The organism is Brevibacterium sanguinis (assembly GCF_039528855.1).
GTDB classification, from domain to species: Bacteria; Actinomycetota; Actinomycetes; order Actinomycetales; family Brevibacteriaceae; genus Brevibacterium; species Brevibacterium sanguinis.
This window is the reverse complement of the sequence record NZ_BAAAMB010000001.1, coordinates 118893-142523: the sequence shown is the minus strand read 5'-3', so window position 1 is coordinate 142523 and position 23631 is coordinate 118893. Positions and strand designations below refer to the sequence as shown.

At 67.9% G+C, this 23631-nt stretch carries 21 protein-coding genes and 1 tRNA gene; 14 read left to right on the top strand and 8 right to left on the bottom strand.

The window, feature by feature from the left end; genetic code table 11:
- Positions 1 to 162: 162 nt before the first annotated feature.
- Positions 163 to 702, top strand: coding sequence for a phospholipase A2 (locus ABD154_RS00660; protein ID WP_344249360.1), 540 nt, complete (start codon positions 163 to 165; stop codon positions 700 to 702).
- Positions 699 to 950 (top strand): hypothetical protein, encoded by a 252-nt coding sequence (locus ABD154_RS00655; RefSeq protein ID WP_198499591.1) that lies wholly within the window; start codon positions 699 to 701, stop codon positions 948 to 950. The genes ABD154_RS00660 and ABD154_RS00655 overlap by 4 nt, the downstream gene beginning before the upstream one ends.
- A 202-nt stretch (positions 951 to 1152) precedes the next feature.
- On the opposite strand, the gene ABD154_RS00650 is transcribed toward ABD154_RS00655, so the two are convergent.
- Positions 1153 to 1473, bottom strand: coding sequence for a hypothetical protein (locus tag ABD154_RS00650; protein WP_198499592.1), 321 nt, complete (start codon positions 1471 to 1473; stop codon positions 1153 to 1155).
- A 794-nt stretch (positions 1474 to 2267) separates the two neighbouring features.
- Between ABD154_RS00650 and ABD154_RS00645 the strand changes: the two genes are divergently transcribed.
- Entirely contained in the window at positions 2268 to 2723 is a 456-nt protein-coding gene (locus tag ABD154_RS00645) for a hypothetical protein (RefSeq protein WP_198499593.1), read from the top strand.
- 60 nt (positions 2724 to 2783) lie between these two features.
- Entirely contained in the window at positions 2784 to 3410 is a 627-nt protein-coding gene (locus ABD154_RS00640) for a tyrosine-type recombinase/integrase (RefSeq protein WP_198499594.1), read from the top strand.
- Positions 3411 to 3465: 55 nt separating this feature from the next.
- On the opposite strand, the gene ABD154_RS00635 is transcribed toward ABD154_RS00640, so the two are convergent.
- The 3 genes from ABD154_RS00635 to ABD154_RS00625 all read right to left on the bottom strand — a co-directional run bounded on the left by ABD154_RS00635 (position 3466) and on the right by ABD154_RS00625 (position 7074).
- A tRNA-Thr gene (locus tag ABD154_RS00635) sits at positions 3466 to 3538 on the bottom strand.
- 307 nt (positions 3539 to 3845) lie between these two features.
- A complete protein-coding gene (locus ABD154_RS00630) occupies positions 3846 to 4706 on the bottom strand; it encodes a DsbA family protein (RefSeq protein ID WP_198499595.1) in 861 nt (286 codons plus the stop codon).
- A gap of 265 nt (positions 4707 to 4971) precedes the next feature.
- Positions 4972 to 7074, bottom strand: coding sequence for a serine/threonine-protein kinase (locus ABD154_RS00625; protein ID WP_198500776.1), 2103 nt, complete (start codon positions 7072 to 7074; stop codon positions 4972 to 4974).
- A 65-nt stretch (positions 7075 to 7139) separates the two neighbouring features.
- On the opposite strand from ABD154_RS00625, the gene ABD154_RS00620 reads away from it, so the two are divergent.
- Both ABD154_RS00620 and ABD154_RS00615 read left to right on the top strand, forming a co-directional pair.
- The gene (locus tag ABD154_RS00620; protein WP_198499596.1) at positions 7140 to 8816 is read left to right on the top strand and encodes an alpha,alpha-trehalose-phosphate synthase (UDP-forming); all 1677 of its coding nucleotides are present in this window, start codon (positions 7140 to 7142) and stop codon (positions 8814 to 8816) included.
- An 8-nt stretch (positions 8817 to 8824) separates the two neighbouring features.
- Positions 8825 to 9823 (top strand): trehalose-phosphatase, encoded by a 999-nt coding sequence (locus ABD154_RS00615; protein WP_198499597.1) that lies wholly within the window; start codon positions 8825 to 8827, stop codon positions 9821 to 9823.
- On the opposite strand, the gene ABD154_RS00610 is transcribed toward ABD154_RS00615, so the two are convergent.
- Together ABD154_RS00610 and ABD154_RS00605 are read right to left on the bottom strand one after the other, a co-directional pair.
- Positions 9771 to 10859, bottom strand: coding sequence for a LacI family DNA-binding transcriptional regulator (locus tag ABD154_RS00610; RefSeq protein WP_198499598.1), 1089 nt, complete (start codon positions 10857 to 10859; stop codon positions 9771 to 9773). The two genes, ABD154_RS00615 and ABD154_RS00610, sit on opposite strands and share 53 nt — an antisense overlap.
- Positions 10856 to 11836, bottom strand: coding sequence for a LacI family DNA-binding transcriptional regulator (locus ABD154_RS00605; RefSeq protein ID WP_198499599.1), 981 nt, complete (start codon positions 11834 to 11836; stop codon positions 10856 to 10858). The genes ABD154_RS00610 and ABD154_RS00605 overlap by 4 nt, the downstream gene beginning before the upstream one ends.
- A gap of 382 nt (positions 11837 to 12218) precedes the next feature.
- Here ABD154_RS00605 and ABD154_RS00600 point away from each other — a divergent pair, with 382 nt between their 5' ends.
- From ABD154_RS00600 to ABD154_RS00585, 4 genes are all read left to right on the top strand, one after another.
- Positions 12219 to 12926, top strand: a complete 708-nt coding sequence (locus ABD154_RS00600) for an ABC transporter ATP-binding protein (protein ID WP_232623689.1) — start codon at positions 12219 to 12221, stop codon at positions 12924 to 12926.
- 3 nt (positions 12927 to 12929) lie between these two features.
- Positions 12930 to 14228, top strand: coding sequence for a DUF4032 domain-containing protein (locus ABD154_RS00595; RefSeq protein ID WP_232623690.1), 1299 nt, complete (start codon positions 12930 to 12932; stop codon positions 14226 to 14228).
- Positions 14229 to 14383: 155 nt separating this feature from the next.
- Complete coding sequence (locus ABD154_RS00590) at positions 14384 to 15409, top strand: SDR family NAD(P)-dependent oxidoreductase (RefSeq protein WP_232623691.1); 1026 nt, start codon at positions 14384 to 14386, stop codon at positions 15407 to 15409.
- A 213-nt stretch (positions 15410 to 15622) separates the two neighbouring features.
- Entirely contained in the window at positions 15623 to 17107 is a 1485-nt protein-coding gene (locus tag ABD154_RS00585) for an amino acid permease (RefSeq protein WP_198499600.1), read from the top strand.
- 91 nt (positions 17108 to 17198) lie between these two features.
- Here the strand turns inward: ABD154_RS00585 and rlmB are convergent, their stop codons facing one another.
- Together rlmB and cysS are read right to left on the bottom strand one after the other, a co-directional pair.
- Positions 17199 to 18140, bottom strand: coding sequence for a 23S rRNA (guanosine(2251)-2'-O)-methyltransferase RlmB (gene rlmB / locus ABD154_RS00580; RefSeq protein WP_198499601.1), 942 nt, complete (start codon positions 18138 to 18140; stop codon positions 17199 to 17201).
- 65 nt (positions 18141 to 18205) lie between these two features.
- Positions 18206 to 19657 carry a cysteine--tRNA ligase gene (gene cysS / locus ABD154_RS00575; RefSeq protein WP_198499602.1) on the bottom strand — a complete coding sequence of 484 codons (1452 nt, stop codon included), beginning with the start codon at positions 19655 to 19657 and terminating at the stop codon, positions 18206 to 18208.
- A 177-nt stretch (positions 19658 to 19834) separates the two neighbouring features.
- Between cysS and ABD154_RS00570 the strand changes: the two genes are divergently transcribed.
- From ABD154_RS00570 to ABD154_RS00555, 4 genes are all read left to right on the top strand, one after another.
- On the top strand, positions 19835 to 21424 hold the full coding sequence (locus tag ABD154_RS00570; RefSeq protein ID WP_344249349.1) for a sodium-dependent transporter: 1590 nt from the start codon (positions 19835 to 19837) through the stop codon (positions 21422 to 21424).
- On the top strand, positions 21424 to 21534 hold the full coding sequence (locus ABD154_RS00565) for a methionine/alanine import family NSS transporter small subunit (RefSeq protein WP_198499604.1): 111 nt from the start codon (positions 21424 to 21426) through the stop codon (positions 21532 to 21534). Before ABD154_RS00570 ends, ABD154_RS00565 begins: the two co-directional genes overlap by 1 nt.
- Positions 21535 to 21795: 261 nt before the next feature.
- Positions 21796 to 22887 (top strand): S-(hydroxymethyl)mycothiol dehydrogenase, encoded by a 1092-nt coding sequence (locus ABD154_RS00560; RefSeq protein WP_198499605.1) that lies wholly within the window; start codon positions 21796 to 21798, stop codon positions 22885 to 22887.
- Entirely contained in the window at positions 22887 to 23558 is a 672-nt protein-coding gene (locus tag ABD154_RS00555; protein WP_198499606.1) for an MBL fold metallo-hydrolase, read from the top strand. Before ABD154_RS00560 ends, ABD154_RS00555 begins: the two co-directional genes overlap by 1 nt.
- Positions 23559 to 23631: the final 73 nt, after the last annotated feature.

Sequence of the window (23631 nt, the reverse complement as noted above, 5' to 3'; positions counted from 1 at the left end):
GTGGGGGCCGCTTCGTACGTCGGGGTCCGGCGTCGAGTGTTGCGCGCATAACGGCGTCCTTGGACTCGAGAAGAGGGAATTCATACTTTTGTGCGATGTGCACGCCTGGAATCTCTGCGAGAGTCTTCTTGCATCTAGAGTCAAGTGCAGAAAGTTGACCCCATGAAATTTGGACCTCACCGTCTTAGACTAGTAGTCGCTTCGTTGATCGCAGTTGTTCTCACCGCAGCACTCACAGGTGCTCCCGCCAGTGCTGCCGAGCCTGACACTGTCGACCGTGATGCCATATCGGAGCTGAGTGCGGCATTGCAGACCTTGAAGGACGAGGGCGTCGACGTCGACGGTGATATCTCCGAGGATGCTCTGATTGAGGACTACTATGGTTCAGACTCGCTCGGTCCGATCGTCCTGCAACCATACGCGAAGCCCAACGGGTGCTCGACGCCGAAGCAATTGAAGAAGGCAGCGGAGAAATGGAACAAAATATTCAAACCAGCTTGTGATAAGCACGATCTGTGCTACGGGAAGAACTCGAAGACCAACAGGAACGTCTGCGACGCGAGATTCCGCGAGAATATGAAAAGCATATGCAACAAGAGGAAAAAGGAAGTATTCGTTTGCAAGACAGTTGCAGTGGTTTACTTCGAGGCTGTGCGAATCGGCGGTAAGAAGCACTACAAAGGAAAGGGTAACCCCTGGTGATCCCGAAGAGAAAAATCCTGAAAATTGCATATTTGTCATTGCTTAGCGTAGCGACCCTGATGCTAGTGGGCAGCGTTGCCATGACGGTGTGGGCGAACACCGCTGAGGACGGGTGGATAACAGTCACTGCCTTTACGCTGCTGAGCTGGCTGGTGAGCGCGCCGTTCATCCTCGGCTCGGTGATCTGGACGGCACTTCTCCTCAGTGGTAGAGGCAAGTCGAAATCCGAGCCCCGCATCCGCAGCTGATGAGTGCGACATGACGAGCGAGCCGACCAATACCGGCTGGGATCACAATGCGCCAGTCGTGAGACGACCTAACGTGTGCACCAGCGGAGAGACGCTCCATAGTTCGCCGAGGGCGATAGTGCGACGACCCCTACGGGATCAAACGTGAGTGACGAATCGGCCCCCACCGCTTCACGTGGTGGGGGGCCGATTCGTCTATGTGTCAGGCGAACTCGAGAAGCTCGCTGCGGTTCCCACTGTTGACATACGGCAAGCGATTCTCTTGCTTGCCTGCCTCTTCGAGGGCTTTCGCGATCTCACGGCGGGCCTTCTGCTCACCCTCTTCAGCTGTCTCGGCCTCGACCGCGACTTCGATCTCCATGTCGCCGGCGGCGAGGTCGACAGATACGGCAGGGTCCATGATGATCTTGTCGCGAGCTTCGAGAAACAGCAACTCCTCCATCACCGCGTCGAACTGTTCGCGCAGAAAGTCACGGGCGTCACCATCGACATGCAACGTCATGCCAATTCCGATGAGTTTCATCTCTGCTCCTGGGGGTGCATGCACTCCTGGCGGTTCAGCCACCTCAGTGCTTGGTTTGAGTAGTTCCGGTTGCTCGGGGTGAGGTGAATCTGTCTCATATGGTCCCCACAGGGGCACTTCACCGTGTAGTACTTAGGCGGGTCCTCAATCGTCCACCCAGCTTCATGGAACTGTTGTAGAACGCTTTCGAGTTCAGGCTTCTGGTGCCTCTTCCAGTACCCCACCTGGCCCCCTGCAACGTCTACGAGTTGTCATTATTGCACAAGTTTATGTAGGTTCAACCAGCTTCAGCTACGACGAAACGCCCCGCCGCTCGGTGTGAGCGACGGGGCTGAGTGTCAGGAGGAAGTTCCGGGGAGGACGGTGGGCCAAGGGTCGGCGGTCTGCCATGACGTGTAGGCGCGCAGTGACGCCCCGGAGGTGAGTCCGAAAATCTGCACCGTGCCAGGGGCAACGGACCCACTGTCACGAAGCCGTCGCCCTGGCGGCATAAACCCCGGAGTCAACTCAACCTTCAGCAGTCCCTGCGCCCGATCCTGAAGAAGCACCCTCACCCCGAAACCGAGTACTACACAGACCCGCCACCGGCGGAGTCGACCGCGGCGTGGCGGAGCAGGAACCGCGGACGTGAGGAAAAAGAACGCTCCGACAAGCGTGGTGAAGGGTCGCAGCTCAGGGACGACTGGGACGACGATAATCAGGACACTGACAGCGAGGATTGAGAGAACGTGGGCAGACCACCATTGCCGATCGGAGCGTGGGGAGACGTCGCAGTCACCCGAGAATCGCCTGGGGTGTATCGCGCCAGCGCCCGCTACAGGTGCCAGGACGGCGTCACGCGAACCTACTCGCGTCGCCGTCCGAAGGCCGGCGAAGCCAGAGACGCACTGCTCGACTTTCTCGTCATAGAACGCAACAAAACCATGGGTGGGCAATTCACCCGGGAGTCAACTGTCGCCGAAATGCTCGATTACTGGCTCGAGTCGTGGAAGTCCCAGAAGCCTCAACGCGCCGAGTCGATCCGCACCTACTCCTACAACGTTGAGCGGGCCAAGAAGCGCCTCGGGGGTGTCCGGATAGGAGAATGCTCGACGGGCCGAATTGAGGCCGTTCTGCAGGGAGTGAAGAAGTCCACACCCGAGACCGCCCGTCAGCTGCGCAACGTCTTGCGCCAAGGGTTCAACGAAGCGGTACGGCTCGATGTAGTCGACGTGAACCCCGTGCTTGCGACCAGGACAATTGAAGTTTAATCCAAGGGAGCCCGAGCGCTCACCGCTGGCGAGGTGTCCGCTCTACGCACGGCTGCCGCAATGTGGGAGTCGAAGCCGAGGAAGAACACTCGACCCTGGCCAAAGCTCCGTATCGGCGCCTCTATCGACCTAATGCTCGGAACCGGCCTGCGCATCGGCGAAATGCTGGCTCTGCGATGGTCCGATCTAGACTTCGCGGCCGACAATCCCACGGTAACCGTCTCTGGAACGATCGTGTCCGACGTGGGTGGGCAAGTCATTCGGCAACCACTCACGAAGTCCAAAACCTCCGAGCGCGTCCTCTTCCTCCCCCACTTCACTGTGGCAAGCCTCCTTGGGTACTGGCATGAACTCGATGGCACACCCGAAAACGACGCGATCTTTCCGACCGCGGTGGGCACGCGGCTGGATCGGAGTAACTACGGTGCGCGGTTCCGTGAAGTACGGAAGCTCTCAATCGACGTGGACCTATCGTGGGTGACACCGCACTCGTTACGCGACACTGTGGCGACAAACGTGTACCGCACTTCCGACCTGCAGCACGCGAGTTCACAGCTGGGTCATTCGGAGATCGGTGTAACGAGCAAGCACTACGTTGAACGCGACAATCGCGGGCCGGCTGAAGTCGTCGCAGTCATGGATGAATTCGTGGCGAGCGCCGAAATTGACGATGAAAGCGTGTCGTAAACGTGTCTTTAAAAGCGAACCAGGCCGGATATAATATCATCCGGCCTGGTGAGAGAGCCCCCTGTCAGACTCGAACTGACGACCTTCGCTTTACAAGAGCGGTGCTCTACCAACTGAGCTAAGGAGGCGGCTGCGCCTCCACGATAGTAGTGCATGCGGGCCATGGGCGACAAAGCCGCCGGGCCACCGGGCCCGTTTGTGGTCGAAACACCGAGCAGATTCTGCCGATTCGCCGTCTCACGCTCGCTTCTCTGACCACAAACGGGTGACCACACGCCGCTGAGCCTCCCAGGAGAAACCGGTCTCCGCGCCGGCAAGACCGCAGACGAACGGCCGGCCGCACCGGGGCGAGTGCCCGGGTGCGACCGGCCGTGCGGTCTGGGTCGTTCCGGAGGCCGAGACTCCGCGGAGGTGCAGCCCCCTCAGACGACCGGGTCAGTTCTGGACTTCGCCGGTGGCCTGGAGGATCTCGACGGCGAGCGCCTGGGCGTCACCGGTCTGCTGGGTCGGCTGGCCGTTGATGAGCACGGTCGGCGTCGCGTCGACTCCCGAGTCGAGGGTCTCCTGCGTGGTGTTGGCGACGTACTTCGCGAAGGTCTGATCCGTCACGCAGCTCGCGATCGTCTGCTCCGGGTCGGCCTGGAGCGGAGCGTTCGTGTCGACGCCGGCATCGGTGGCGACCTGGAGGAGCTCTTCGTCGGTGCGGCCGCTCGTGCCCTCCTGGGGCTGCTGGGCGAACATCGCGGCGAAGAAGTCCGCGGTCTTCTCCGGCTGGGCGTCCACGACGCAGGCGGCGATGTTCGCCGAGCGGGTCGAGTACTCGTTGCCGTTGGAGAAGCGGTCGAGGATCGCGATCGGCTTGTACTCGAGCACGATCGAGCCCTCGTTGACGAGGTTCATGAGCATTTCGGTGTTCGTGTCCTCGAACGCCTTGCACGCCGGGCACTGGAAGTCGATGTACGCGGTCACGGTGGCCGCGTTCTCCTTGACGCCGGAGTCGGCGGCGGTCGGCAGGCTCGACTCCTCGCCCTCGGGCATGTTCATCGGCTGGACGACGGTGTTGTCCCTGGCGACGTTGACGCCGCCGGCGACGTAGTTCGCGGGGGAGACGGCCGGCTGCGCCTGCTGCACGATGAGCAGCGTGACGATGACCGCCACGGCGACGACGACCACGCCGATCCCCGAGTAGAGGATCGTCTTGGCGGTCTTCTCCTTCTTCGCCTGAGCTGCTGCGATCTGGCGGGCGTTCTCGCGTGCCTTGTTCCGCCTCTGCTCAGCGGAGTTGTCTTTCGCCATGGTTCCTCACGTTGTCGATCGTCCGACTGGGGCCGGTCCCTGTCGGAGCGCGCCGACTGCAGGACCCGTCGAGCGGTCCATTCCCTCGACGCCCCCACTGTACCGAAACCGTCTGTGGCGCGGCTCCCAGTGAAATTCAAGGTTCAACCACTTCATCCGCCGAGGCGGCAAGCCCCCATGACAGGGCACGCTGGCAACCGGGCCGGCGGGCATCGCGCGGGAGCGTCGTCGCGTCCGCGATGCGTGCACCCCGGTCATCCCACGCTCACACAGGGCCGGGCAGGTAGGTGAAGGGGCTTTCCGGCAGCGGCCACCAGTTGATCGCCGCCCCCGAGGTGATGACCATGATCGCGAGCACGATGAGCACAGCGATGACCCCGAGGGCGATGAGTCGACCGAGACCGCTGCGGGTGGCCCCGCTGACGAGGAGGCGCGACCCGTAGCGCAGGCTCGCCGCGCCCGGCCCGATCCACAGCACGAGCGCTCCGGCCGCGGCCGCCGCCCACACCGACCACTGCTCGGACAGCTCGCCGGGGACGATGCCGGCGACGTCGAGGCGGGTGAGGACGAGCATGGCGATGCCGGCGACCGCCGGCAGCAGGAACGTCGCGACGGAGGTGAGCACGGAGGCGAGAAGGGCTCCCGGCGCCGAGGCGACCGACCGCAGCGTGCCCCCGCCGTCCTCGCCGCGTTCGTACCGGTACTTCTGGACCTTGTGGTCCAGCCGCGTCGCGGTGCGGGCGAGCACCGACCACGCGAAGGCGAAGGCCGTGATGACGAGCGGGCTGAGCGGGGTGATGGCAACAGCGAAGACGACGAGAGCGAAGACGACCCAGCCGCCCGTGCGCACCGACCGATACGTCATCGGCGCCCACGGCGGATCGTCCGGACCGCCGGACCAGTCGCCGGAGGGTCCACCCGCAGGGCCGGGGCCGCCGTGACCAGTGCCCGGTCCCTGTCGACTGCCGATGTCGGCGCGGGCCATCTGCGATCCGGGGCCGACCTGGATCGCCCCGTTGGGATTGTGGATCGGCCCGGCGGTCGCCTGGCGCATCGCCCCACCTTGACCGGGGTGCTGTCCGAGAGGCTGTCGCATCTGCGGCTGTCCCTGCGGGGAGGACAGCGGTCCGCGCATCTGCCCCGGCATCTGACCGGGATGCCCTGGGTTGACCTGGCCCTGGTTGGGCTGGCCCTGGTTGGGCTGGCCCTGCCTGAGCAGTCCTTGACCGGGCTGCCCCTGGTTGAACTGCCCCTGACTGAACTGTCCGTGATTGAGCTGCCCTTGACCGGGGGCGCGTCCCTGTCCCGCAAACGGCTGGCCACCCTGACCGGCGCCCTGGGCGAAGGCGGCGGGGTCGGCGATCCGCGTCGGCGGATTGCCGGCACCACCGGAGCCCATCCCGCCGGCAGCCGCCCCGAGCGCAGCCCCACCGACAGCCGCCGCACCGCCAGCAGCCGCAGCCCCGCCGGGGTACCCGCCGCGCAGCGACCCGCGTCCCTCAGCGGTGTCCTCGACGGCCGGCATGACGGCGGTGCGCTGCACGGAGCCCTGACCGGATCCCGAACCGAGCTGCGGGGGCCGGCCCGACTCGATGTCGACGAGCGCGTCGAGGATCATCTGACCGCTCGGGCGCCGCTCCGGCTTCGGATCGAGGCACGCCTTGAGCAGGGGGATGAAGTTGCGGGGGGTGTCGTCGAGATCGAACTTGCCCATCGCGACGCGACCGAGCACCGCCTCGAGGGGGCCGGCACCGTACGGGTTGCGCCCGGTCGCCGCGAACGCCATCGTCGCAGCCCACCCCCACCAGTCGGTCTTCTCGCTCGAGGCCTTGCCGTCGGCGATCTCCGGGGACAGGTAGCCGGGGGTGCCCATGACGAGCCCGGTGGCCGTCACCCGCACCTCGTCCGCGACCTGGGCGATGCCGAAGTCGATGACCATCGGCTCGCCGTCCATGATCATGACGTTCGCGGGTTTGAGGTCGCGGTGGATGACACCGGAGTCGTGGACGGCGCCGAGGGCGTCGAGCAGGGCATGGCCGAAGTGGACGAGCTCGTCCTCGGCGAAGGGACCGTTCTCCCGGACATCGTCGGACAGGGTCTGACCGTCGACGAATTCGGTGATGATGAACGGCTGCGCGGAGTCGAGTTCGGCGTCGAGCACCTCGGCGATGCGGGGGTGGCGGATCCGCCGCAGCGTGCGCACCTCCCGGGCCAGCCGTTTGCGCGCGGTCTCGTCACTGGCGATGTGCGGGTGGAGGACTTTGACGGCCACAGGATTGTTGCCGCCGTCGACACCGAGGTAGACGACGCCCATGCCGCCCGAGCCGAGCTCCTCGATGAGGCGGTAGCCTCCCAGATCCTGAACCATCACGGTCACAAGGGTAGTCGAGCGAGTAGAGTTCGTTCCAAGCAACGACACATGAGGAGGCGCAGATGAGCACCGTCGACGCCACTGAGAACGCGACTGCGGACACGTACGGCGACAGCGATTTCGTCGTCGTGGCCAACAGGCTTCCCGTCGACCGCGACGCCAGCGACCCGGACCGGGAATGGCGCACTTCACCAGGAGGTTTGGTCACCGCGGTGGCCCCGGTGATGAAGGCGCAGGAGGGGGCGTGGATCGGCTGGACCGGTGTGCCCGACGTCGAGTTCGAGCCCTTCGACATCGACGGCATGCACCTCATCCCCGTGACGCTGACAAATGAGGATGTCCTCAGGTACTACGAAGGGTTTTCCAACGCCACCCTGTGGCCCCTCTACCACGACGTCATCGCCCCGCCGGAGTACCACCGGACATGGTGGGATGCGTATGTGCGGGTCAATGAGCGCTTCGCGGCCAAGGTCGCCGAGGTGGCGGCGAAGTCCGCGACCGTGTGGGTCCACGACTACCAGCTCCAGCTCGTCCCGCAGCTCGTGCGCCGGATGCGCCCGGACCTCGAGATCGGCTTCTTCAACCACATCCCGTTCCCGCCGTTCGAGCTCTTCGCGCAGCTGCCGTGGCGCGACGAGATCCTCCGCGGCCTCCTCGGCGCCGACCTCATCGGCTTCCAGCGGCCCGCGGATGCGGCGAACTTCCGGCGCGCGGTGCGCGGTCGCCTCGGCTTCCAGACGAAGGGGTCGACGGTCACCGTCCCCGCCGGTGACGAACTGCCCGCGCATCTCGTCCGCGCCGAGGCGTTCCCCATCTCGATCGACACCCCCTACCTCGAGGAGCTCGCGCGGGATCCGGCGATCATCGAGCGCGCCGCCCAGATCCGCGAGGAGGTCGGCAACCCGAAGGTCATCATGCTCGGCGTCGACCGGATGGACTACACGAAGGGCATCCGGCACCGCCTCAAGGCGTACGGGGAGCTGCTCGCCGAAGGCCGGCTCAACGTCGAGGACGTCGTCCTCATCCAGATCGCCACCCCGTCGCGGGAGCGCCTCGAGCAGTACAAGCTCATCCGCCATGACGTCGAACTCGCCGTCGGCCGGATCAACGGCGAACAGGCCGACATCGGCACGATCGCCGTCCACTACCTCCACCACTCCTATCCGCGCGATGAGATGACGGCGTTCTTCATCGCCGCCGACGTCATGCTCGTCACCGCCCTGCGCGACGGCATGAACCTCGTGGCCAAGGAGTACGTCGCGTGCCGCCTCGACGACGACGGCGCGCTCGTCCTCTCGGAGTTCGCCGGTGCCGCCGAACAGCTCGCCGGCGCCGTCCTCGTCAACCCGCATGACATCGGCAACCTCAAGGCCGGCATCATGGAGGCCGTCACCATGGACCCGAAGGCCCGGGCCCGGCGGATGCGGCAGATGCGCAAGAAGGTCAAGACCGACACCGTGACCGCCTGGTCGAAGCGCTTCCTCGGCGAGCTCGAAGCCATCCGCGCCAACCCCGAGGCCGTCGTCCCGGACCGTCCGGCGACCGCGGGGCGTCCTGCCGCCCAGCCGCCAGCCCCCGAGGCGGTGCCCGTGACCCCGGTGGCAGCGGCCCCCGCGTCGGCCCCGACGACGTCGTCGGCCACGGCATCGACGTCGTCGGCATCGCCGACCCGACCGGCCGCACCGGCGTCGAGCGCCGAGCAGCCGCCGCCCGCCCCTGAATCCCGTTCCGCGACTTAGGAGACCCCGTGACCTCGGACTCGACCTCGATGCCGCCTGCCGTTTCCGATCCACTCGTGCCCCCGCTCGTCGATCCCGGCGAGATCGATCTGCGCCCCCTCGCCGAGGCGGACGTCCTCCTCGTCGCCCTCGACTTCGACGGGGTGCTCGCCCCCCTGCAGGACGATCCGTCCCGCAGCCGGGTGGTGCCCGCCTCGGCGGAGGCGATCGCCGAGCTCGCCGGGCTGCCGCGCACCCAGCTCGCCCTCGTCTCCGGTCGTGACGTCGAGACGCTGCGCCGGCTCGCCTCTCCCCCGCCGGAGACGATGATCGTCGGCTCCCACGGGGCGGAGATCGACCTCGGCGACGGCAGTGACGATGCAGGCGCGACTCCGACGGAGGCTCCCGGCGCCGAGGTGAGCATCGACAACGCCGGGGACAGCGATGACGAGGCGGCAGCCGAGCAGCGGGCCGCGGAGGCGAGCGCCCTGACGAACGACGAGACCGCTCTGCTCGCCGCGATCGATGACCACCTCACCGAGCTCGCCCGGGTCAGCGACCGCGACGGCTTCGACCTGCGCATCGAGTACAAGCCGTACTCGCGGACCGTCCACACCCGGGGCATGGCGCCGGGACTGGCGAAGGAGCTGCGCACCCACGTCGTCGCCGTCCAGTCCGAGCACGGGGGCATCCGCGTCATCGAAGGCCACGACATCACCGAACTCGCCGTGAGTCAGGCGACGAAGGGCACCGGCATCCGCGCCCTCGTCGGCGCCGTCGACCCGACCGCCGCGCTCTACCTCGGCGATGACATCACCGACGAGGACGCCTTCGCGGAACTGGCCGACATGGACGACGAGCTCACCGGGGTGGGCATCAAGGTCGGGGAGGCGCCGACGCAGGCCGAGTTCCGCGTCGCCGATCCCGACGCCGTCGCCGCGCTGCTCACCCGGCTCGCCGAGCAGCGGCGCGGGGTCACCGCCGCTGCGGGGGAACCGCACTCGCCCGCAGGACGAGATCAGGAGTGACGGAGTAGTCGACCCGCGCCGCATTGCCGGGGTTCGCGATCATCGCGAGCACCTCGTCGAGAGCGGATGCCGCGACCGTCTCCCAGTCGTAGCTGACCTGGGACAGGGGCGGGGCGATGACATCGGCGTCGGGCATGTCGCCGACCGTGAGCAGTGAGAGGTCCCGGGGCACATCGAGTCGAGCGCGCGCAGCCGCCTCGAGGATGCCGAACGACAGGGACGGGGCACACGCGATGACGGCGGTGCAGCCGATGTCGAGGAGCTCCTCGGCGGCGGCGACTCCGGCCATCGGCCCGCCTGCGGCTTCGACGACGGGGGCCTGATCGCGGGTCGCCGGGATGTGAAGGACCGCGGCCATCGACTTCCGGAATCCCGCGATGCGCGCGGCCGCCGCCGTGTCCCGGAGCACCGCGAGCCCGATCCGCCGATGCCCGAGGTGGACGAGATGCTGGACGGCGGTGGCGATGCCGTCGGTAGCGTCGAGGATGATCCTTGAGAGACCGTCGCCGTGCCGGGCGTTCGAGACGCGGATGAGCGGCAGTCCCCGCCCGGAGAGCCGGGCAGCGAGCGCCCCGGCCGCACCCCCGCCGAGGACGATCGCCCCCGCGATCTGCGGGCCCGCCGTCCGCGTGGAACCGAGCGCGGACGCCCCAGCGGCCGCTGGCCCGGCGTCGTCGCCGGGCGGTCCGAGGAGGGACTCGGTGAGCTGGTCGAGGCGGTCGGCCTCGGCTTCGACGTGGACGACGGCGATGCCCTGGGCGAACATCCGGTTGGTGAGGATCTCGAAGAGATGCGTGTACGGGTCGACGTTGCCGACCGGGGCGGCGGGGCGAACGAGCGCGATGAGGGGCACCGCAGCGGACTCCGCCGCCGGGACCTCGACGCCGAGGACCGCGAGCGCCTGCCGGACCGCGGCCAGGGAGGGCCCGGAGACGGCCTGCGGGTCGCGCAGGGCCCGGGAGACCGTGGCCTTCGAGACTCCGGCGAGGTCGGCGATGTCGGCGAGGCGGACCTGCCGGGACTGACCGGCGCTCACTGCCGGGCCGCCGCGGTCGAGCCCCTGGCCAGGAGCCGGGGACGGAAGACGGGCGGCACCGACGGCAGCGGCGCATCGGTGAGCTTGAGCGTGCTCAGGGTGGCGTCGATGAGGGCGGTGGAGAGACCGTCGACGTCGATGCCGAGCACGGTCGCCGGCGGGCCGGTGAACTTCATCGTCGGGGAGTCCCCGAAGCCGACGAGGGACATGTCGCGCGGGACCTGGAGGTGCCGGTTGCGCAGCCCGTGGAGCGCCCCGTGGAGTTGGAGGGCCGATTGGACGATGACGGCCGTGCACGTCGCGTCCTTGAGTTCGAGGACCGCCCGCGACCCGCCGGAGAACGACTTCGGCACCGGGGCGATCCAGTCCTCGAGCGGCAGACCGAAGGAGCGTGCGGGGTGTTCGGCGAGGAACCGCTTGATCAGCTGCGCGGCGAGCTCGCCGGTGTCGTTGCAGATCAGTCCGATGCGGCGGTGGCCGATCGCCCGCAGATGCTCGAACGCCGTCGTCATTCCCCCGCCGAGGTCGAGGCGGGCGGCGATGATGTCGCCGCTGGCGTTCTCCCCGCCGCCGGCCGACTGCTCGTCGACGCGGATGCAGGGGATCGTCGTCTCCAGGGAGGTCAGCGTCGGGGTGACGAGGGCGACGGCGCCGGCCGCGATCGCGAGGTCGAGCGGGGCCGACTCCGTCTCCACCGGCGGGCGGGTGATGAGCAGGCCGCGGTCCTGCAGGGCGGTGGCGACCCGGGTGCACACCTGCGTCTGCCAGTACTCGGGGTTGCCGGGGGCGCCGACGGCCACGAGCCGCCGCGGCGCATCGGGCAGCAGCGTCGAGCGGGTGTAGCCGAGGGCGTCCATCGCCTCGAGGACGGCGGTGCGCGTCGTCGCTGCGACGGTGCCGCGGCGCCCGATGACCCGCGAGACCGTCGCCAGCGACACTCCCGCCCGGGCGGCGACCTCCTCCAGCGTGACCCTCATACCGCGAGTGTACGGTCAGTGGCCGGCCCACCGGGAACTGCGCCCGGGCCGCCCCGCCGACCGTCACCGGCGTCGTGCCCGGAACCGTGCAGAGAACTGCGCCCCGCACCCGGGGACACAGTCGTGGGCACCCGGGCCCCACCTCGGCGCGGGGCCTTCCCGGAGCGCACGCCGATCCGCCTGATTCCCGACAAGGCACCTGGTTGCGTTCAGCCCGCCCTCAGGCGGACGGGCGGGGCCTGTCACAGTGCTGAGAATCACTCTACGCCGTGTCGAATTTCCTATCTCCCCCCTGCGCGCACCGCATAGGATGGTGGGTGTTGGGCAACTCCGCCGGGGAACCGGCGATCATCTGCTCACGATCGATGGAGAAGGAGTTGGCATGTCAACAGTGTCGTTGAACGGTCTCAGCCACGTGTATGAGAACACCGTGTCGCCCTCGGTCCATCCGTTCAATCTCTTCATCGACGACGGCGAGTTCCTCGTCCTCTACGGCCCGTCCGGGTCGGGCAAGTCGACGATCCTGCGGATGCTCCACGGACTCGAGGCACCGAAGTCGGGCACGATCCTCATCGACGGCGTCGACGTCACGCACGCGGCGGTCAACGACCGCGATGTCACGCTGGCGCTCGAGTCCTACGCCCTCTACCCGCACATGAGCGTGCGCGACAACCTCGGGTTCGCCCTCCGCGTCGACGGTCTGCCCGCCGAGGAGATCGCCGCCCGCGTCGAATCCGTGGCCGCGACGATCGGGCTGAGCGACCTCCTCGACGCCGTTCCCGGTGATCTCTCCCCGCTCCAGCGGCAGACGATCGCCCTGGCCCGCGCGGTCGTGCGCCAGCCGAAGGTCCTCATCATGGACGAACCCGTCGTCAACCTCGTGCCCGAGCACCAGGCCGACACGATCCGCCTCATCAAGGACCTCCAGCAGGACTTCGGGCTGACGACGCTCTACGCGACGTCGAACCTCGAGGACGCGAAGGTCCTCGGCGACCGCATCGCCTTTCTCGACCGCGGTCGGCTCATCGGCGTGGAGAAGCCGGAAGTCGCCGAGGCGCTCGTCGCTTCGGCCGCCGATCCGGAGGTCTGAGCCGTGGCCGGCTCCCCGCAGGCACCGGCCACTCCCCCGACCGAGACCGGCCCGCTCATCCACACCATCGACCCCGCCGACCAGGCGGCGCTCGCAGACCTGCCCTGGGAGCTCCCGCTCGAGGACTGGCCGGCCGACATCATCGGCGGGATCCCCCGCGGCATCTCCCGGCACATCGTCCGGTTCATCGAGAACGGCGCCGAAGTGCTCGCGATCAAGGAGACCGAGGACCGGCAGGCGCTGCGGGAGTTCGACATCCTCGGCGTGCTCGAGAACCTCGACGTGCCCAGCGTCGAACCGCGGGCCTACATCACCGGCCGTCGCACCCCCGACGGCGAACCGCTGCCCGGGGCGCTCGTCACCTCGCACCTCGACTTCTCCCTGCCGTACCGGGCGCTGTTCTCCCGGTCCCTGGCCGAGGACACGGCCGGTCGCCTCGTCGACGCCCTCGCCGTGCTGCTCGCCCGGCTCCACCTCGTCGGGTTCTACTGGGGCGATGTCTCCCTGTCGAACACGCTCTTCCGCCGGGACGCCGACGCCTACGCGGCGTACGTCGTCGATGCCGAGACCGGGGAGCTCCACGACCGCCTCTCCGACGGGCAGCGGGAGATGGATCTGCGGATCGCGCGGACGAACATCGCCGGGGACTTCCTCGACCTCCAGGCCGCCGGGCTCATCGAGGCCTCGGTCGATCCGCTCGCCGCCGGCGACCGCCTCTATGAGGCGTACAACGGCCTGTGGGCCGAGCTCACCCGGGTCGAGGAGTTCTCCGTCAACGAACGGTGGCGCATCGACGAGCGGATCCGCCGGCTCAACGACCTCGGCTTCGACCTCGGCGAGCTCACGGTCACGACGGACCTCGACGGGGTCAGCCTCCTCGTCGAACCGAAGGTCGTCGAACCCAACCACCATTCCCGGCGCCTGCTGCGGCTGACGGGGATCGGGGCGAACGAGAACCAGGCGCGGGCGATGCTCAACGACCTCGACTCCTACCAGACGGCTCCCGGGTTCACCGGGGGTGCGCACGGCTCGGGTGAGCACCATGCGGAGCTGAGCGAGGAGGAGGCCGCGCGGATCTGGCTCGACGAGGTCTACAAGCCGCTGTTCGGAGCGATCCCGGAGAGCCTGATGAACAAGCTCGAAGCGGGGCAGATCTTCTACGAGTTCGCCGAGCACCGGCGAGTCATGGCCCACGCCCGGCAGCGCGACATCCCGCTGCGGGAGGCGATCGCGTACTTCATCATGGACGATCTCGCGAAGCTGCCCGACGAATCCCGGTACGTCCAGCCCCCGCCGCGGTGAGGTGCCCCGCGGACGCGGCGGCAGCGACGCGGACGGCAGGGCGAACCTCGGTGAGGTGAACTAGGGTGAGCGCAACGGCACCCGCGGGCAGGCACCTCGCGGGTGCGCACCACCGCACCCTGACCGGCGACGATGCCGGACGGAAAGGACCTCCGATGACCCCGGATCCCACCATGCCGACGAACGCGAGCGCGGCAGCGATGCCGACGAACGCAGCCAACCCGTCGATCCCCTCGCTGTTCGACCTCAGCGGCCGCACCGCCGTCGTCGTCGGCGCCGGATCCGGACTCGGGCAGGCGAGCGCACTCGGCCTCGCCGATGCCGGCGCCCACGTCATCGCCGCCGACCTCAATGCCGACGGCGCCGCCGAGACAGTCCGCCTCATCACCGAGCGCACCGGCACGGGCCGACACGACGGTGCGGGTCGACACGACGGCACGGGTCGACACAACGGTGCGGCCGGCGGGGCCGGTGCGGGCGGCGGGCGCCACGGGCTCGGCGCGCACGCGGCTGACACGCCGGGCGAGTCCGGCGGGGCCGGCGATGCCCGTTCAGACGGCGCGCGCGGGGAGGATCGGGGCAGCGCCGAGGCCGCCGTCGTCGACATCACCGATCCGGTCTCCGTCGACGCTCTCGTCGCCGCCCACCCCGCTGCCGAGGTCCTCGTCATCACCCCCGGGGCGAACGTCCGCAAACGCCTGACGGCGACGACCGACGACGAGTTCGATCGGGTCATCGACATCAACCTCAAGGGCACGTACCGGCTGATGCGCGGGTTCGGCGCGCAGATGGCGCAGCGCGGACGCGGGTCGATCGTCACCTACGCGTCATTCAGGGCGCTCACCGTCGAACCGGGCCAGGGCCTCTACGCGGCGGCGAAGGCCGGGGTCGTCCAGCTGACGAAGACGCTCGCGAGCGAGCTCGGCCCCGCTGGCGTGCGGGTCAACGCGATCCTGCCGGGCCCCTTCGACACTCCGCTGACGCAGCAGATCAAGGCCGACGAGACGTGGTGGGAGGCCTACGCGGACAAGACGGCGCTGGGCCGGTGGGGCCGCCTCCACGAGATCGCCGGACCGGTTCTCTTCCTCGCCTCCGACGCGTCCTCGTACGTCACCGGCACCTCGCAGCTCGTCGACGGCGGCTGGATGGCCCACGACGGTCGGTTCACCCCTGACGTGTGAGCCCCCAACCCTCCGACACTGACCGTCCGCACCTGCCCCGGCATGAGCAACCGTCCCTGCCTGACCGGATCGGTCCGACCGCCTCGGCGAGTGTGATCTGAACCTCATCGCACGCGGCCACTGCGGGCGTCGTCCCAGGTGTGAGGCGGTTCACCCCGATCACGGTCAAACCTCGGTGTCAGCGGCCTGTGAACGACATGTGACAATGGCTCAATGAGTTCTCCGCAGCACACGCCTGCCCCACCGTCGGGGCAGGGCACAGGAATCGTCCGCCAATTGGGACGACGCAAGTCGATCACGAGCATGATCAAGGACACCGAGGATGCGAACTCGAAGGAGCTGCGGCGCACCTTCGGTGTCTTCCAGCTGACGATGATCAGCGTCGGCGCGACGCTCGGCACCGGCATCCTCGTCATCCTCGGCGAGGCCGTGCCGATCGCCGGCCCCGGGGTGTGGATCGCGTTCATCCTCGCAGGCATCACGGCACTGCTCTCGGCCGTCAGCTACGCGGAGATGGCGGGCATGGTGCCCGTCTCGGGGTCGAGCTACTCCTACACGTACGCGACCCTCGGTGAGGGCGTGGCCTGGGTCTGCGGATGGTGCCTCGTCCTCGAATACGCCGTGTCCGTCGCCGCGGTCGCCGTCGGTGCGGCCGACTACGTCAATGAGACGCTGCGGATCTTCGGACTCGAGCTGCCCCCGGCCCTCGCCTCGGGTCCCGAACAGCCCGGCGGGGTCATCAACCTCTCCGCCCTCATCGTCGTCGCTCTGGCCACGATCCTGCTCATGCGCGGGGCGAAGGAGTCCGGCATCGTCAACACGATCATCGTGTTCGTCAAGATCGGCATCCTCGTCTTCTTCTCGATCGTCGCGTTCACCGCGTTCCAGGCCGGGAACTTCGAACCGCTGCTGCCGATGGGCGCGGCCGGAGTCACGGCGGCGGCCTCGGTCGTCTTCTTCTCCTACATCGGCTTCGACGCCGCCTCGACCGCCGGTGAGGAGGCGAAGAACCCGAAGCGGGATCTGCCGCGGGCGATCATCCTCTCGATGGTCATCGTCACGACGATGTACGTGCTCGTCGCCGTCACCGCGATCGGCGCCAGGGAGTGGGAGTGGTTCGAGACCTCGACGGCTCCGCTCGTCCAGATCGTCCATGAGATCACCCAGTCGAACTTCGCGGTCTTCCTCTTCGCCGCCTCCTCGGTGCTCGCGATCTTCTCCGTCGTCATCACCGTCCTCTACGGACAGTCGCGCATCCTGCTGACGATGTCGCGCGACGGCATGGTTCCGCGCCTCTTCGGCGTCGTCTCCCCGCGCACCGGCACCCCGCTCGTCGGCACGCTCGTCACCGGCACCCTCGTCGCGATCACCGCAGCGCTCATCCCGCTCGGAGAGCTCGCGAACGCGACGAGTATCGGCACGCTCTTCGCGTTCTGCCTCGTCAACGTCGCCGTCATCTACCTGCGCGTGACGAAGCCGCAGCTCGAGCGGACCTTCAAGGCGCCGCTGGGGTACACGATCCCCGTGCTCGGCGCACTCGCCTGTGCGTTCCTCATGCTCAACCTCGGCGGCGTGACCTGGGCGGTCTTCGGCATCTGGATGCTCGTCGGGGCGCTCATCTACTTCGGCTACAGCCGCCGCCACTCCCGCGTCGGCGCGATGAGCGAACAGGACTACCGCACGAGCCTCGACGCCTGAGGGACACTCTCACCCTTGCGGCAGCAACCCGAAGGGCGCATCTGATCGGCGCCCAGAGGGCCGGCAGCGCCCGGGCGGCGGCTGAAAACGCTCACCCCCGACGGGCGCGGGCGACCTCGTAGAGACTCACGGCTGCGGCGATGCCGGCGTTGAGCGACTCGGTCGTCGCGGCGATCGGGATCGAGACGATCTGGTCGCACTTGTCGGCGATGAGGCGGGAGAGGCCCTTGCCCTCGGAGCCGACGACGATGCACAGCGGGTCGCTGCTGAAGGTGAGCTCGGGCAGGTCGACGTCGCCGTCCATGTCGAGGCCGACGACGAAGACGCCCTGCTTCTTCAGCTCGTCGATCGCGCGGGCGAGGTTGACGACCTGCGCGACCTTGATCCGCGAGGCGGCCCCGGCCGAGGTCTTCCAGGCCGCCGCCGTCATCGATGCCGCGCGGCGTTCGGGGATGATGACCCCGTGCCCGCCGAAGGCCGCGACGGAGCGGACGATCGCGCCGAGGTTGCGCGGATCCGTGATGCCGTCGAGAGCGACGATGAGCGGAGCCTCGCCCCGGTCGGCGGCGAACTCGAGGAGGTCCCGGGGATCGGCGTAGTCGTACGGCGGGATCTGCAGGGCGATGCCCTGATGGATCGCGTCGTCGGTGAGCCGGTCGAGGTCGGACCGGCTGGCCTCGAGCATCGAGATGCCGCGGGCCGAGGCGAGCTTGATCGCCTCTTTGACCCGGTCGTCGGAGTCGATGCGGCTGGCCACGTAGAGCGCGGTCGCCGGCACCTCCTCACGCAGTGCTTCGACGACGGAGTTGCGCCCGGCGACCATGTTCGGCCCGAGCTCCTTCTTCTTCCGCTTCGCCTGCGCCGAGGCGTTGGCGGCCCGCTTCGCCTGCGCGGCCTTGTGCGCCTTGTGGTAGACGCGGTCCTCGGCCTTGGGCGTGGGCCCCTTGCCCTGCAGGCTGCGGCGGTGCTTGCCGCCGGATCCCTTGGGCGGGCCCTTCTTCTTCGACCCGCCGGAGCGTGGGTTGGAAGCCATGTCAGTCCTCTTGGTTCGTCGGTGCTGGGTGCGGTGCCCGGGTCTGCCCGGGCGCGTCCGCGGTCTCAGCTGTTCTTGAGATGGTAACGGTAGCCGTCGGTCGTGTCCTCGATCGCGACACCGGCGGCGGCGAGCTGATCGCGGATCGCATCGGCCTGCGCATAGTCCTTCTCCGCCTTCGCCGCGATCCGCTTGCTCGCGAGGTCGCCGACGAGCGCATCGAGGGCGGCTGCCGCCGGTGCGCTGCCGTCGGCACTGCCCCACACCTCGGCGCTGGGGTTGACGCCGAGGATGTCGAGCATGAGCTCCACCTCGGCGACGATCCGGGCCAGCTCCGGCTTGTCGGAACCGGCGTCGAGGAGCTTCGCGCCCTCGGTGACGCGGGCGAAGACGACGGACAGCGCGCGGGGCACGCCGAGGTCGTCGTCGAGGGCGGCGGCGAACTCGACGGGGACGTCGATGATGCGGTCGGCGTAGGCCGCTGCGACGTTCGGCAGCGGCGGTGCCTCGTCCCCGAGCGCCTGCCGGGCCCGGTCGAGGAAGTTCGAGAGCCGCTCGAGCGACGCGGTCTGGCGCTCCATCGCCTCGGGCGAGTACTCGAGCACGGAGCGGTAGCTCGCGCTCGTGAGGAAGTAGCGCACCGCAAGCGGGCTGAAGCGGGCGAAGAGGTCGGAGGCGAAGACGGAGTTGCCGAGCGACTTCGACATCTTGTCCCCGCCGACGTTGAGCAGGCCCGAGTGCATCCAGATGTTGGCGAACTCGTCACCGGCGGCACGGGACTGGGCGAGCTCGTTCTCGTGGTGCGGGAAGCGCAGGTCGAGGCCGCCGCCGTGGATGTCGAAGTGCGACCCGAGGTACTTCGTCGACATCGCCGAGCATTCGATGTGCCAGCCCGGGCGGCCGCGTCCCCACGGGGACGGCCATGAGGCGGTCTCCGGTTCGCCGGGCTTGTGCGCCTTCCACAGCGCGAAGTCCCGGGGATCCTTCTTCCCGCGCATGTCCGAGTCCTCGGCCGGCTCCATGTCCGCCAGCCGCTGGTTCGTCAGCTCCCCGTAGTCGGGCCACGAGGTCGTCGAGAAGTAGACGTCCCCGCTGCCGTCGAGCGCGGGGTAGGCGTGACCGGCCTCGATGAGGCGGCTGATGAGCTCGTGCATCTCCGTGATGTGGCCGGTGGCCCGGGGCTCGTAGCTCGGCGGGAGGACGTCGAGGGCGTCGTAGGCGGCGGTGAAGGCGCGCTCGTAGAGGTAGGCGTGGGCGAACCAGGGCCGTCCCTCTTCGACGGACTTCGAGAGGATCTTGTCGTCGATGTCCGTGACGTTGCGGATGAGGGTGACGTCGTAGCCGCGGTAGAGCAGCCAGCGGCGGAGCACGTCGAAGACCGACGCGGACCGCAGATGCCCGATGTGGGGTTCGCCCTGCACCGTGGCGCCACACGTGTAGATCCCGACGTGGCCGTCGATGACGGGCCGGAGATCTTCGGTCGTGCGGGTGGCGAGGTTATACAAGGCGATAGTCACCCGCCCAAGTCTACCGGGGATGGATCACTCCCGAACCGAGACCATTCGGTGCCGAATTGTGACCCGCGACACGTGATGAGCGCCACCACTCACAAGCAACTCCCAGTAAAATGGAAGTCGATCATCCGCAAGCAGGAGGCATCGTCGCCTCCTGGCGGTGAACTACGAAAGGTCATCATGTCTACCACCACACCCCAGAGGGAGGTCTTCGCCACCCGCGGCGCGTTCATCTTCGCAGCCATCGGTTCGGCAGTCGGCCTCGGCAACATCTGGCGCTTCCCGTATGTCACGTATGAGAACGGCGGCGGCGCCTTCATCATCCCCTACCTCGTCGCACTGCTGACGGCGGGCATCCCGCTGCTCTTCTTCGACTACGCGATGGGCCACCGCTCCCGCGGCTCGGCGCCGCTGGCGTTCCGCATGGCGACGAAGGTCGCGGAGCCGATCGGCTGGTTCCAGACCGGCGTGGCCGTCGTCATCGGCATCTACTATGCCGCGATCATCGGCTGGGCCGGGGCGTACATGTTCTTCTCGCTCAACCAGGCGTGGGGCGATGACGCGGAGACCTACTTCTTCGGCAGCTTCCTCCAGATGGGCGATCCGGGCGTCTCGTTCGAGTTCGTGCCGATGATCCTCATCCTCGTCATCGTCGTCTGGGTGATCACCCTCGGTGTCCTCCTCGGCGGCGTGCAGGCAGGCATCGCCCGCTTCTCGAAGATCTTCATCCCGCTGCTCATCATCCTCTTCCTCGCGCTCGTCATCCGCGCACTGTTCCTGCCCGGTGCGGCCGAGGGCCTCAATGCGCTGTTCACCCCGGACTTCTCCGCACTGACGAATCCCGCGGTGTGGATCGCGGCCTACGGGCAGATCTTCTTCTCGCTGTCGATCGCGTTCGGCATCATGATCACGTACGCGTCGTACCTGAAGAAGAAGACGAACCTCACCGGCTCCGGCCTCGTCGTCGCATTCTCGAACTCGGGCTTCGAGATCCTCGCCGGCATCGGCGTCTTCGCCGCGCTCGGCTTCATGGCCGCAGCGTCGGGCTCGCAGGTCTCGGACGTCGCGACCAGCGGCATCGGACTGGCGTTCGTCGCCTTCCCGACGCTGATCTCCGAGATGCCCGGCGGCGGACTCTTCGGCTTCGCGTTCTTCGCATGCCTCGTCTTCGCCGGTCTCACCTCGCTCATCTCGATCGTCCAGGTGCCGATCCAGGCGCTGCGCGAGAAGTTCGGGATCGGCAACAAGGCCTCGATCCTCCTCGTCGGCGGTGCCATGGCGATCATCTCGATCCTGCTCATGTCGACGGTCACCGCCCTCTACGTGCTCGACACGATGGATGCCTTCGCCAACAACATCGGCATCGTCGGCGCGGCCGTCGTCGGCCTCATCGTCGTCGGCTGGTTCGCCCGCAAGCTGCCCGTGCTGCGCGATCACCTCAACGCGATCTCGAGCTTCAAGGTGGGCTGGTTCTGGATGATCATCCTCGGCGGCGTCACCGCTCTGGTGCTCGCGTACATGCTCATCACCCAGATCATCACCTACGCCACCGAGGGCTACGGCGAATACCCGGCGCTCATCATCGGCGTCTTCGGCTGGGGCATGATCGCACTCCTCATCGTCATCGCGGTCGTCCTCTCGCTCATCAGGTGGCCGAGGAAGACGATCGAGGAGGCGGACGCGGCGATCGCCGATTCCGTCGCCGAGGAGCAGAAGGGCCACCACACCGGGCGGCATGCCGCCGATGAGACCACACGAGGAGGGAACTGATGGAACCGTCAGCCATCATCATGATGATCATCGCGATGGTCACGGTCTGGGGCGGGCTCGCCGCAGCGATCGTGCACCTGCGCAAGCACCCGGACACCGACGTCGACTGATCACCGACCCACGCAACACCTGATCAGCGACAGCGGGGCGTCTCCCACCTTCGGGAGGCGCCCCGCTGCGCATGCGCGCTCACGTCACCCCGCCTCGGCGAGAGGGTCCTGCCCCTCCTGATCCCACGGAGGTCGCGCTGACGTCACACGATGCGGACGCGGTGGTCGCCGGTCGGGTGGCGTCGATAGGGTGGACAGCGTACGAACCCCCATCGGCGCGCAGCCGTCGCGGTCGCGCACCGATCACCCCTAGGAGGCGCAATGCCACAGACTGTCAAGGGCGTCATCGCACGCAGCAAGGGCGCACCGGTCGAGCTCACCGACATCGTCATCCCCGACCCCGGCCCCGGTGAGGTCGTCGTCGACGTCCAGTCGTGCGGAGTCTGCCACACGGATCTGCACTACCGCGAGGGCGGGATCAGCGATGACTTCCCGTTCCTCCTCGGGCACGAGTCGGCTGGGGTCGTCTCGGAGATCGGCGAGGGCGTGACGAACGTCGAGGTCGGCGATTTCGTCATCCTCAACTGGCGTGCCGTGTGCGGCGAGTGTCGCGCGTGCAAGCGCGGGGAGCCGTGGTACTGCTTCAACACGCACAACGCCGAGCAGAAGATGACGCTCACCGACGGCACCGAACTCACCCCGGCCCTGGGGATCGGGTCGTTCGCGGAGAAGACGCTCGTCGCCGCCGGCCAGTGCACGAAGGTCGATGAGTCGGATCCGGCGGTCGTCGGTCTGCTCGGCTGCGGAGTCATGGCCGGCATCGGCGCGGCGATCAACACCGGTGGGGTCACCCGCGGCAAGTCGGTCGCGGTCATCGGCTGCGGCGGAGTCGGCTGCGCGGCGATCGCCGGGTCCTACCTCGCCGGAGCGGGCACGATCATCGCCCTCGACATCGACGACCGGAAGCTCGAGTGGGCGAGGGAGCTCGGCGCCACGGAGACGGTGAACACGAAGGGCATGAGCGAGGACGAGGTCGTCGCCGCGATCCAGGAGCGGACGAACGGCTTCGGCGCCGACGTCGTCATCGATGCGGTCGGCCGGCCGCAGACGTGGCGGCAGGCGTTCTACGGGCGCGATCTCGCCGGCACCGTCGTCCTCGTCGGCGTGCCGACCCCGGAGATGGAGCTCACCGTGCCGCTGCTCGACGTGTTCGGTCGCGGCGGCAGCCTCAAGTCCTCGTGGTACGGCGACTGCCTGCCCGAACGCGACTTCCCGATGCTCGTCGACCTCTACGAGCAGAAGCGCCTGCCGCTCGAGAAGTTCGTCACCGAGCGGATCGGCATCGGCGACGTCGAGGCGGCGTTCGCGAAGATGGAAGAGGGAACCGTGCTGCGATCGGTGGTGGAAGTCTGATGGCTGGGATCGAGCATGTCGTGACGTCCGGGACGTTCTCGCTCGACGGCGGGACCTGGGATGTCGACAACAACGTCTGGATCGTCGGGGATCAGTCGGAGGTCATCGTCATCGACCCCGCCCATGATGTCGATGCCATCGCCGAGGCGGTCGGGCCGAGAGAGGTCAAGGCCATCCTCCTCACGCACGGTCATGACGACCATGTCGGCGTCGTCCGGGACTTCGCGAGCCGGGTGGGCAATCCGACGATCTACCTCAACCCGGATGACTACGTGCTCTGGGACATGACCTACGAGGGCTACCGTCCCGAGGGGCAGATCGCCGATGGCGACACGTGGCGGGTCGGCGGGGTGACGATCAGGGCGCTGCACACGCCAGGCCACTCCCCCGGGTCGACGAGCTTCTTCATCGAGACCGGGCTGCCGGTTCCCGCCTCGGCGGGGGCGGGGTCCGCGGTCGGACCGGTGCTCTTCTCCGGGGACACGCTCTTCAACGGCGGTCCCGGAGCGACGGGACGGTCGCATTCGAGCTTCGAGACGATCATCGAGTCGATCAGGGATCGGCTCTTCGCTCTGCCCGATCCGACGATCGTCCTCACCGGCCACGGCGAGGCGACGTCGATCGAGGCGGAGAAGCCGAGCCTCGACGAATGGATCAAGCGGGGGAGCTGAGGGTTCTTCAGCGGAGTGCACGACGACGCAGTGTCCGACGACTCTGCGCGGCTACCGAAGCGCCGCGACGCCA